The organism is Pantoea sp. sgz302252 (assembly GCF_047713085.1).
Taxonomy (GTDB): domain Bacteria; phylum Pseudomonadota; class Gammaproteobacteria; order Enterobacterales; family Enterobacteriaceae; genus Scandinavium.
Map to the genome: position 1 here is coordinate 1 of NZ_JBLFJW010000060.1, position 10,229 is coordinate 10,229.

Below are 10,229 nucleotides of genomic sequence, written 5' to 3' on the forward strand. Positions count from 1 at the left end.
CCCTTGTATGTTTAAAGTCACTTCAGTTACCCGTCATCAGGCGGGTACACTGTCACTGTGTTTGACCTGATGTCACAGCCTGTCCACCCTCTGGGCCTGTAAGCCCGCGGGAGAGCTTCTGGCGTGACATCAGCTTTCCTGTAAACCCGAACAGCTGCCAGGGCGGCCGATGCCAGCCCGTATCTTACAAGGCCGGGAGACATGAAAATGACCGAATATTCTTTCGTCGGCGTCGATATCGCCAAAGAGACTTTTGACGTATTTATCAGCCCGTCAGGCCAGTTCCTGCATCTGGAAAACACGCCTGCCGGACATCAGCAACTTCTTGCGCAACTGACGCCGCTGAACATCAAACTTGTCGTGATGGAAGCCACCAGTCGCTACCACAACCTGCTGGCTGTCACCCTTGAACTCGCGGGTGTCCCGGTTGCTGTTGTGAACCCCAGACAGGTTAAAAACTTCGCCCGGGCCCTCGGGACGCTGTACAAAACAGACCCGAATGATGCGCGAGTCATCTGCGAGTTCGGCCGCCGGATGGAGCCGGATATCCGGCCAGCACCGGATGAGCAGACTCAGCGCCTGGCCATGATGGTGGCACGTCGCCGCCAGTTAGTGGATAACCGGACAATGGAGCAAAACCGCTATGGTACCTGCGATGATGAGCTTATCCGGATGGGCATCAGGCGGCACATAGACTGGCTCAACGGAGAGATAAAAGGCACGGATGACGACATAGACAGGCAGATACGGGTCATGCCGCTGTGGCGGGAGAAAGTGAAGTTACTGGAAGAGGTCAAGGGAATAGGGAAGACAACGATGGCGGTACTGTTGTCGATGCTGCCGGAGCTGGGGCAACTGAGCCGTCGAAAAATCAGTGCACTGGTGGGCGTGTGTCCGTACGCGCATGACAGCGGAAAGATGAAAGGAAAGCGATGTATCTGGGGCGGTCGAAGTGCAGTGAGGGCAGCGCTGTATATGGCGACGCTGTCAGCGGTGCGTCACAACCCGGTGATAAAGGCGTTCTTTGAGAGACTGAGAGCGAAAGGGAAAGCGTTTAAAGTCGCGATGACGGCATGTGTGAGGAAACTGGTGACAATCCTGAACGCAATGCTGAGAGATAATGCAAAATGGGTGGCAGGTTAGCTGCCACCGGTTGACTTTAAACACAGCTGCTCTCCCACGGGGCGAGGGAGCAAACACTAAAACGCTTCTTTGACAGAAGCGTTTGCTGTTTACCTCGGGCAAAAAAAAGCCAGCGGTTAAGCTGGCTACAAAAATAATACTGGAAGCAATGTGAGCAATGTCGTGCTTTCAGGTTCTCCGTAGGGGTCTCCCTGAACGCATGGCGATAATAATCATTATCATTCGCACTTGTCTAGCGATTTTTAACAAAAAGCAGCAGTTGACGAATTTTTGTGATTCAGAGAGGGCGAAAACCGCAACAGCACCAGTCCCGCCTGCCCCATGGCGAAAGTGGAAAAAAACCGGCGCAAATCAGTCCCCTCTCCTCTTTGAGGAGAGGGTTAGGGTGAGGAGAGAATCAATACCCCGCCGTCAAATCATCCACAGAACGCGGGTCTGAAGCCCCATACAGCGTGCCGTCCGGGCCGACCATAATACTTTGGGTGCTACCCATCGCTTCTTTCAGCGCCACCTTCTGCCCTTTCTGTTCCAGCAGCTTCAGCGTGTCCGGGCTAAAGCCCTTCTCCACTCGCAGCTCGTCAGGCAGCCACTGATGATGGAAGCGCGGAGCGTTGGTCGCTTCGGCTACGTTCATCCCAAAGTCGATGGTATTGACCACCATTTGCAGCACGGTGGTAATGATTCGGCTGCCGCCCGGGCTGCCCGTCACCAGCCAGGTTTTACCGTCTTTCACCACGATGGTGGGCGACATCGACGATAACGGGCGTTTATTCGGCCCAACGGCGTTGGCATCGCCGCCTACCAGACCATAGACGTTCGGCACGCCCGGCTTGGCAGAGAAATCATCCATCTCGTTGTTCATCAGAATGCCGGTGTTTCCCGCCACGATCCCTGTTCCGAACGTGGTGTTGAGGGTATAAGTCACCGCCACCGCATTCCCGTCTTTATCCACCACAGAGAAATGCGTGGTCTGATTGCTTTCATACGGTGCCAGCTTGCCCGGGCGAATTTCGCTCGACGGTTTGGCTTTGTTGACGTCAATCTCGCTGGCGATGGATTTGGCGTAATCCTTGCTGGTCAGCGCCTGCCACGGCACTTTCACAAAATCAGGGTCGCCGAGATATTCCGAGCGATCGGCGTAAGCATGTTTTTCGGCTTCAGCCATGATTTGCATCGCATCGGCGCTACCAAAGCCGTATTTGTGCATATCGAAGTTTTCCAGAATATTGAGGATTTCAACGATATGAATGCCGCCAGAAGAGGGAGGAGGCATGGAGAAGACCTGGTAACCCCGGTAATCCCCGCTGATGGGCGTACGTTCGACGGCTTTGTAGTTCGCCAAATCCTCTTTGGTCATCAGCCCGCCGTTTTTCTGCATTTCTTCGGCAATCTGATCGGCAATGGACCCTTTATAGAACGCATCCGGGCCATTTTCGGCAATCATTTCCAGGCTCTTTGCCAGATTCGCCTGTACCAGTTTGTCGCCTTTTTTCAGCGGCTCGCCGTTTTTCCAGAAGATGGCTTTGCTGTTCTCATGATTGGGGATCACTTCGCTGCCGTAGGTTTTCAGGTCATCGGCCAGCGCATCGTTCACCACAAAACCGTCTTTCGCCAGTTTGATTGCCGGACGCACGACTTTGTTGAGCGGCATTGTGCCGTACTCTTTCAGCGCTAATGAGAAACCAGCAACGGTGCCTGGCGTGCCGGAAGCCAGGTGTGAAGTCAGGGATTTTTTGCTGTCAGGGTTGCCCTGATCGTCGAGGAACATATCGCGAGTGGCCTGAGCGGGCGCCATTTCACGGAAATCGATCGCCGTCGTTTTGCCGTCTTTGGTGCGTAACAGCATAAAGCCGCCACCGCCAAGATTACCGGCCTGCGGATGCGTGACCGCCAATGCATAACCCACAGCTACCGCGGCATCTACCGCGTTACCGCCCTCCTTCAAAATATCGACTCCGACTTTCGTCGCCGTCGCATCTACCGAGGCCACCATGCCCTGTTGGGCGCGAACGGGGTGGAAAACATCTTCTTCAACGCCGTAAGACACCGCCGGGGCGGGTGCAGATTGAGCGGTTGCGGAAGGGGTCGAAACGGGCGGAGCCGAGACAGGCGGCGGCGTGGCCCCGACGGTGAAACAGCTTCCTGCCAGCAGAGCCGCTATCGCCGCCCCGCGCCAAAAACGAGTTTCAATCATTGTTCTTCTCCAGGTGAAAGGATTTATGCTCCCGCTTAAGCCTGGTTCACAATTCTTAAAAAATCATCGTGGTGCGCGAATGGGGGTAAACTTAAAGGAGCCCTCAAAAGGGGAGGAGGAAAAAATGAAAAGGTTATTACTTCTTGCGGCGCTGATGCCGTTCGCCGTGCTTGCACAGCCGTTAAACCCGACCAACAACCCGAATCAGCCGGGGTATGTGATCCCCAGTCAGCAGCGAATGCAAAATCAGATGCAGAGCCAGCAGATCCAGCAAAAAGGGATGCTCAACCAGCAGTTGCAGACCCAGACGCAGCTTCAGCAACAGCATCTGAAAACGCAGTTGAACGACAATCAGCAGCGGGTGATCAATGCCCAGCCGGGGGAGCAAATGCTGCCCAACACCAACGGCGGGATGTTGAGCGGCAGCAGTAGCGACAAAATGTTGAACAGTTCGTCGCAGCAGCACATGCTGCCGCAGACGCAGAACGGCGACCTGCTGAGTACGCCGTCCAATCCGCAGCCGCTTTCTCGCTAGCGGAAATCTGGCCCGATAACATCAATCGCATCGGTACAGATGCAGTCCACGCCCCAGCGCAGCAGCTCTGCCGCACGCTGGGGTTTGTTGACGGTGTAAACCAGAATATGCAGCCCTGCCGCTTTCAGCATGTTCACTCGCGCTTCGTCCAGCAACCGATGATTCAGGTGAATCGACACGCAGCCTAAACGCGTCGTCAGCGCCTGCCAGTCATCACGCCAGTCGTCCAGCAGCAGTCCGCGCGGCAGTTCAGGCGCAGCTTCCTGAGCGGCTTCCAGCGCATCAATTTCAAAAGAAGACAGTAACGGCGGCGTCATGCCTTGCCACAGTTCGCGGGCAGCTAACGCGACAGTTTTGCCGGTCAGCGGGCCAGTGCCTGTTGTGGGTTTGATTTCGATATTCGCCATCATGCCATGCTGGCGACAACGCTCCGCCACTTGCGACAGCAGAGGCAGCGGCTCGCCTTTAAATTCACTGCTGAACCAGCTTCCCGCATCCACTCTCAGCAGTTCATCCCAACGCAAGTCGCCCGCCACACCCCAGCCGTTGCTGGTGCGCTCAAGGTTGTCGTCATGGAGCAGGAAAATCTGCCCATCTTTCGACAGCCTGGCGTCAAACTCGATCATCGTATGACCGTAGCGTGCGCCGACGTCAATCGCCGCCAGGGTATTTTCCGGAGCCCGCTTGCCGCCGCCACGGTGGGCGACAATGCGCGGATAAGGCCAGTTACTCATACACGTTGTCCTGTTTCACCCTCAAACAGATGCAGATGATTTTCCGGCAAATGCAGCCACAGTGTGCTGCCCGCCTGCGGGCGCTGTTGATGCGGCAGACGCACCACCATTTTTTGCTCGCCCCAGCGGCCGTGCGCGAGATTATCTGCACCCAAAATTTCCAGCGTATCCATCACCAGCGGAACGCCTCCTTCGGCCTGTGAGCTTAGCGCAATATGCTCCGGACGAATACCCAGCATCATCCTCCTTCCAGCATAACCGCGATGCTGCCAGTTCATCGGTAACGCCATGCCACTCGCCAGTTCGAAATGGGTGCCCGATGTACTGACATGCCCTTCCAGCAGGTTCATCGCCGGGCTGCCGATAAAGCTCGCGACAAAGCGTGTGGCGGGCTTTTCGTAAACTTCTACCGGAGTCCCAATCTGCTCGGCAACGCCTTTGTTCATCACCATCACGCGCTGCGCGAGCGTCATCGCCTCAACCTGATCGTGAGTGACATACAACGAAGTGGTGTTCAGACGACGATGCAGTTGCTGAAGCTCAAGACGCATCTGCACACGCAGTTTTGCATCAAGGTTCGAGAGGGGTTCATCGAACAGAAACACCGCCGGGTCGCGTACAATCGCACGGCCCATTGCCACACGCTGGCGCTGGCCGCCGGAAAGCTCACGAGGCCGGCGTTTCAACAACGCATCCAGTTCAAGAATGCGCGCCGCCTCTTTCACTTTCTCAGCGATATGGCCTTTGCCCATGCCGCGGATCTTCAGGCCCCAGGCCATGTTCTCCTCCACACTCATGTGCGGATAAAGCGCGTAGTTCTGGAACACCATCGCGATGCCACGCTCTTTCGGTTCCAGCTCCGTCACACGCTGGCGGTCAATCCAGATATCACCACTTGATACGCGCTCAAGCCCCGCCACCATGCGCAGCAGCGTGGATTTTCCACAGCCAGATGGCCCTACCATCACGATAAACTCGCCGTCGGAAACGTCCAGCGTCAGCGGCTGGATAACCTGGGTTTTGTTGTTGTCCCAGCTCTTGGTAACCGCCTGTAATTTCAGTCCTGCCATCTTATTTCTCACTGTCCACTAAACCACGCACGAACGCGCGCTGCATGGCTAAAACGATAATAACGGGCGGGATCAGGGTCAGCAGCATCGCCGCCATCACCTGATTCCACGCGGTGGTGCCTTCGCCGGTGGCGATCATCCCTTTGATCCCTGCGACTGCCGTGCCGAGATTCACGTCAGTAATGATCAGCAGCGGCCACAGATACTGGTTCCAGCCGTAGATAAAGGTGATCACAAATAACGCCGCAAGGTTGGTTTTCGACAGCGGCAGCACGATGTCGCGGAAAAAGCGCATCGGCGAAGCGCCGTCAATGCGGGCCGCTTCCATTAGCTCATCCGGCAACGTCATAAAGAACTGGCGAAACAGGAACGTTGCCGTGGCAGAAGCCATCAACGGCAGCGTCAGCCCGGTGTAGCTGTCGAGCAATTTGAGATTGGCGATCACTTCTACCGTCGGGAAAATACGCACTTCGACTGGCAGCATCAGGGTGATAAAAATCATCCAGAAGAACAGGTTACGCAGCGGGAAGCGGAACCAGACGATGGCGAAAGCCGACAGCATCGACACCGCGATTTTGCCCACCGTGATGGTGAACGCCATGATGAAACTGTTGAGCAGCATCAGCCAGAACGGTGCGCTGTTGGTGCCCACGCCCTGCAACCAGATGGTTTTCAGGTTATCCAGCAGATGCGAGCCCGGAATGAGCGTCATCGGTGTAGCGAAGACCGCTTTGTCATCCAGCGTTGCCGCCACAAAGGCGACGTACAGCGGGAAAAGGATCACCGCAATCCCGAGGATCAGCATGATGTGGCTGAACCAGGTCAGCCCGCGACGATGTTCAATCATTGATAGCGCACCTTACTTTCCACGTAGCGGAACTGAACCACGGTCAGAATGATGACGAGCAGCATCAGCACCACCGACTGTGCGGCAGACGCCGACAGGTCGAGGCCCGCAAAGCCTTCGCGATAAATTTTGTAGATAAGCGTGGTGGTCGCCTGCACCGGGCCACCTGCCGTCGCCGCGTCGATAACCGGGAAAGTATCGAAAAAGGCGTACACCAGATTCACCACCAGCAGGAAAAAACTCACCGGGGCGATAAGCGGCAGCGCGATAGCAAAGAAACGCCTCACCGGACCTGCGCCGTCGATGGCTGCCGCCTCCACCAGAGAACGAGGAATGGATTGCAAGGCGGCGAAGAAGAACAGGAAGTTGTAGCTTATCTGCTTCCACACCGAGACAAACACCACCAGGAACATCGCCTGCCCGCTGTTCTGCGCGTGGTTCCAGTTGTAGCCCACCAGCTCCAGCCAGTGCGTTATCAACCCGCGCCCTGGGTTGAAGAGAAAAATCCACAATACCGCCGCAATCGCAGGCGCAACGGCGTACGGCAGCAGCATTAATGTTTGATAAAGGCGGCTACCGCGTACCACATAATCGACCAGCGCGGCGAAGAACAGCGACACCAGCAGGCCGCTGACTGTCACCAGTCCACTGAATTTCATGGTGGTCCAGAAGGCGTCGAGGTAGTAGCTGTCATGGAACAGGGCGATAAAGTTATCAAGCCCGACGAACTCACTGGACAACCCGAACGGATCGACGCTTTGCAGCGAATACCACAGTGCTTCGCCCGCAGGCCAGATGAAGAAAATAACGGTAATGATCAGCTGTGGCGCGACCAGCGCGTAAGGCAGCCAGCGCGAGCGAAATACCGGACGGGATGATGACATAGGATTACTCAGCGTTATGTCCCCTCACCCTAACCCTCTCCCCAAAGGGGCGAGGGAATGATTTGCTCCCTCTCCCTTTCAGGGAGGGCCGGGGTGAGGGTATTTTCAATTAAGACTTCGTTGATTTCTCAAAGCGACGCAGCAGTTGATTCCCACGCTCGACAGCGGCATCCAGCGCCTGCTGTGGGGTTTTCTTGCCAGTCCACACCGATTCCAGCTCTTCATCCACAATGGTACGAATCTGCGGCATGTTGCCCAGACGCAGACCTTTGGTGAACGGCAACGGCGGCTTGTTCAGCATCTGGCGTGTGGCCGTGTCTGCCCCTGGGTTCTTGTCATAGAAACCTTGCTGGCGAGTGAGGTCATACGCCGCTTTGGTGATCGGCAGATAGCCCGTTTTCTGGTGCCACTCTGCGGCGATTTCAGGTTTGGTCAGGAAGTCGAGAAACTCGGCAACGCCTTTGTAGGTGTCTTTATCTTTGCCCTGCATTACCCACAGGCTGGCCCCGCCAATGATGGCGTTTTGCGGCGCGCCTTTGGCATCTGCGTCGTATGGCATCATCCCTACGCCGTAATTGAATTTGGCGTACTGACGGATATCAGCCAGTGAGCCAGAAGACGCGGTCGTGATGGCGCAATCCCCGTTATAGAACTTCTCGGTCGATTCATCTTTACGCCCGAAGTAGCTGAAATCGCCCTTCTTGTTCAACTCTTCCAGCATGGCGATGTGTTTCACCTGCTCCGGCTTGTTGAATTCGAGCACCGCATCGGTGCCGTCAAAGCCGTTGTTTTTGCTGGCAAACGGCAGACCGTTCCAGGCGCTGAAGTTTTCCAGTTGGATCCAGCCCTGCCAGCCGCTGGCGTAACCGCATTTCATGCCTGCGGCCTTCAGTTTGGCGGTGTACTCCGCCAGATCCTGCCAGGTTTTCGGCGGCTCATCCGGGTTTAATCCAGCTTTCTTGAAAGCGTCTTTGTTGTAATACAGAACAGGTGTGGAGCTGTTAAACGGCTGGCTCAGCAGGTGGCCGGTTTTGGAGTCGGTGTAGTAACCCGACACCGTCGGCACAAACTGTGATTCATCAAACTTGATGCCCGCATCGTTGAACACTTCGTACACCGGTTTGATGGCTTTCGACGCCATCATGGTGGCGGTACCGACTTCATACACCTGCAAAATAGCGGGCGCGTTGCCAGTACGGAAAGCCGCGATCCCTGCGGCCAGGCTCTGTTCGTAGTTGCCTTTGTAAATCGGCACAATTTTGTAGTCAGGGTGCGCATCGTTGAAACGCTGCGCGAGGGAGTCAACTTCTTTGCCTAACTCCCCTTCCATGGAATGCCAGAAAGGTATGGTGGTAGCAGCCATCGCCTGAGAGGCAAACGCCAGACCCAGAGTGACGGCTAAAGCGGTGTGTCGTAACGATGTCATTCGGTTATCTCTCTTGTTATGTCAGATGCGCGAAATCACGCGTTTTATGCTCGCGAGGTAACATGACATGCTCGAATGACAGAAAAATAACCGAAAGATGACGAAGCGGTGACAGCCAGGCTTCAGAGGGGTGATGGAATGGTGACAATTAATCAGTGCGGTCTGGTGCCCTCTCCCACGGGAAGAGGGAGAAAACCGTGCCATCCCCTCTCCTTTGGGGAGAGCAGCTGTGTTTAAAGTCAACCGGTGGCAGCTAACCTGCCACCCATTTTGCATTATCTCTCAGCATTGCGTTCAGGATTGTCACCAGTTTCCTCACACATGCCGTCATCGCGACTTTAAACGCTTTCCCTTTCGCTCTCAGTCTCTCAAAGAACGCCTTTATCACCGGGTTGTGACGCACCGCTGACAGCGTCGCCATATACAGCGCTGCCCTCACTGCACTTCGACCGCCCCAGATACATCGCTTTCCTTTCATCTTTCCGCTGTCATGCGCGTACGGACACACGCCCACCAGTGCACTGATTTTTCGACGGCTCAGTTGCCCCAGCTCCGGCAGCATCGACAACAGTACCGCCATCGTTGTCTTCCCTATTCCCTTGACCTCTTCCAGTAACTTCACTTTCTCCCGCCACAGCGGCATGACCCGTATCTGCCTGTCTATGTCGTCATCCGTGCCTTTTATCTCTCCGTTGAGCCAGTCTATGTGCCGCCTGATGCCCATCCGGATAAGCTCATCATCGCAGGTACCATAGCGGTTTTGCTCCATTGTCCGGTTATCCACTAACTGGCGGCGACGTGCCACCATCATGGCCAGGCGCTGAGTCTGCTCATCCGGTGCTGGCCGGATATCCGGCTCCATCCGGCGGCCGAACTCGCAGATGACTCGCGCATCATTCGGGTCTGTTTTGTACAGCGTCCCGAGGGCCCGGGCGAAGTTTTTAACCTGTCTGGGGTTCACAACAGCAACCGGGACACCCGCGAGTTCAAGGGTGACAGCCAGCAGGTTGTGGTAGCGACTGGTGGCTTCCATCACGACAAGTTTGATGTTCAGCGGCGTCAGTTGCGCAAGAAGTTGCTGATGTCCGGCAGGCGTGTTTTCCAGATGCAGGAACTGGCCTGACGGGCTGATAAATACGTCAAAAGTCTCTTTGGCGATATCGACGCCGACGAAAGAATATTCGGTCATTTTCATGTCTCCCGGCCTTGTAAGATACGGGCTGGCATCGGCCGCCCTGGCAGCTGTTCGGGTTTACAGGAAAGCTGATGTCACGCCAGAAGCTCTCCCGCGGGCTTACAGGCCCAGAGGGTGGACAGGCTGTGACATCAGGTCAAACACAGTGACAGTGTACCCGCCTGATGACGGGTAACTGAAGTGACTTTAAACATACAAGGG

At 55.7% G+C, this 10,229-nt stretch carries 9 protein-coding genes; 2 read left to right on the forward strand and 7 right to left on the reverse strand.

The genetic code is table 11. The annotated features are described in order from the left end of the window. Positions 1-207 precede the first annotated feature (207 nt). The gene (locus tag ACLW56_RS24490; protein ID WP_330984163.1) at positions 208-1,143 is read left to right on the forward strand and encodes an IS110 family transposase; all 936 of its coding nucleotides are present in this window, start codon (positions 208-210) and stop codon (positions 1,141-1,143) included. Between the two features lie 397 nt (positions 1,144-1,540). On the opposite strand, the gene ggt is transcribed toward ACLW56_RS24490, so the two are convergent. After that, entirely contained in the window at positions 1,541-3,337 is a 1,797-nt protein-coding gene (gene ggt, locus ACLW56_RS24495; protein ID WP_330986225.1) for a gamma-glutamyltransferase, read from the reverse strand. A 124-nt stretch (positions 3,338-3,461) separates the two neighbouring features. On the opposite strand from ggt, the gene ACLW56_RS24500 reads away from it, so the two are divergent. Beyond that, complete coding sequence (locus ACLW56_RS24500) at positions 3,462-3,872, forward strand: DUF2756 family protein (protein WP_330986226.1); 411 nt, start codon at positions 3,462-3,464, stop codon at positions 3,870-3,872. Here ACLW56_RS24500 and ugpQ read toward each other — a convergent pair. The 6 genes from ugpQ to ACLW56_RS24530 form a co-directional block, all read right to left on the reverse strand. Then, entirely contained in the window at positions 3,869-4,606 is a 738-nt protein-coding gene (gene ugpQ, locus ACLW56_RS24505; RefSeq protein WP_330986227.1) for a glycerophosphodiester phosphodiesterase, read from the reverse strand. The two genes, ACLW56_RS24500 and ugpQ, sit on opposite strands and share 4 nt — an antisense overlap. Then, positions 4,603-5,676, reverse strand: a complete 1,074-nt coding sequence (locus tag ACLW56_RS24510) for a sn-glycerol-3-phosphate import ATP-binding protein UgpC (RefSeq protein WP_330986228.1) — start codon at positions 5,674-5,676, stop codon at positions 4,603-4,605. Before ACLW56_RS24510 ends, ugpQ begins: the two co-directional genes overlap by 4 nt. A gap of 1 nt (position 5,677) precedes the next feature. After that, a complete protein-coding gene (ugpE, locus tag ACLW56_RS24515) occupies positions 5,678-6,523 on the reverse strand; it encodes a sn-glycerol-3-phosphate ABC transporter permease UgpE (RefSeq protein WP_330986229.1) in 846 nt (281 codons plus the stop codon). Further along, positions 6,520-7,407: a sn-glycerol-3-phosphate ABC transporter permease UgpA gene (gene ugpA / locus ACLW56_RS24520; RefSeq protein WP_330986230.1), complete on the reverse strand. Its 888-nt coding sequence runs from the start codon at positions 7,405-7,407 to the stop codon at positions 6,520-6,522. Before ugpA ends, ugpE begins: the two co-directional genes overlap by 4 nt. A gap of 109 nt (positions 7,408-7,516) precedes the next feature. Further along, positions 7,517-8,833, reverse strand: a complete 1,317-nt coding sequence (gene ugpB / locus ACLW56_RS24525; RefSeq protein WP_330986231.1) for a sn-glycerol-3-phosphate ABC transporter substrate-binding protein UgpB — start codon at positions 8,831-8,833, stop codon at positions 7,517-7,519. A 253-nt stretch (positions 8,834-9,086) separates the two neighbouring features. Next, a complete protein-coding gene (locus ACLW56_RS24530) occupies positions 9,087-10,022 on the reverse strand; it encodes an IS110 family transposase (protein WP_330984163.1) in 936 nt (311 codons plus the stop codon). Positions 10,023-10,229: the final 207 nt, after the last annotated feature.

What these genes read in the sequence shown, in the direction of transcription:
- ugpQ (WP_330986227.1), bottom strand. Translation starts at nt 4,606, where the DNA reads ATGAGTAACTGGCCTTATCCGCGCATTGTCGCCCACCGTGGCGGCGGC.
- ugpA (WP_330986230.1), bottom strand. Translation starts at nt 7,407, where the DNA reads ATGTCATCATCCCGTCCGGTATTTCGCTCGCGCTGGCTGCCTTACGCG.
- ugpE (WP_330986229.1), bottom strand. Translation starts at nt 6,523, where the DNA reads ATGATTGAACATCGTCGCGGGCTGACCTGGTTCAGCCACATCATGCTG.
- ACLW56_RS24500 (WP_330986226.1), top strand. Translation starts at nt 3,462, where the DNA reads ATGAAAAGGTTATTACTTCTTGCGGCGCTGATGCCGTTCGCCGTGCTT.
- ggt (WP_330986225.1), bottom strand. Translation starts at nt 3,337, where the DNA reads ATGATTGAAACTCGTTTTTGGCGCGGGGCGGCGATAGCGGCTCTGCTG.
- ACLW56_RS24530 (WP_330984163.1), bottom strand. Translation starts at nt 10,022, where the DNA reads ATGACCGAATATTCTTTCGTCGGCGTCGATATCGCCAAAGAGACTTTT.
- ACLW56_RS24490 (WP_330984163.1), top strand. Translation starts at nt 208, where the DNA reads ATGACCGAATATTCTTTCGTCGGCGTCGATATCGCCAAAGAGACTTTT.
- ugpB (WP_330986231.1), bottom strand. Translation starts at nt 8,833, where the DNA reads ATGACATCGTTACGACACACCGCTTTAGCCGTCACTCTGGGTCTGGCG.
- ACLW56_RS24510 (WP_330986228.1), bottom strand. Translation starts at nt 5,676, where the DNA reads ATGGCAGGACTGAAATTACAGGCGGTTACCAAGAGCTGGGACAACAAC.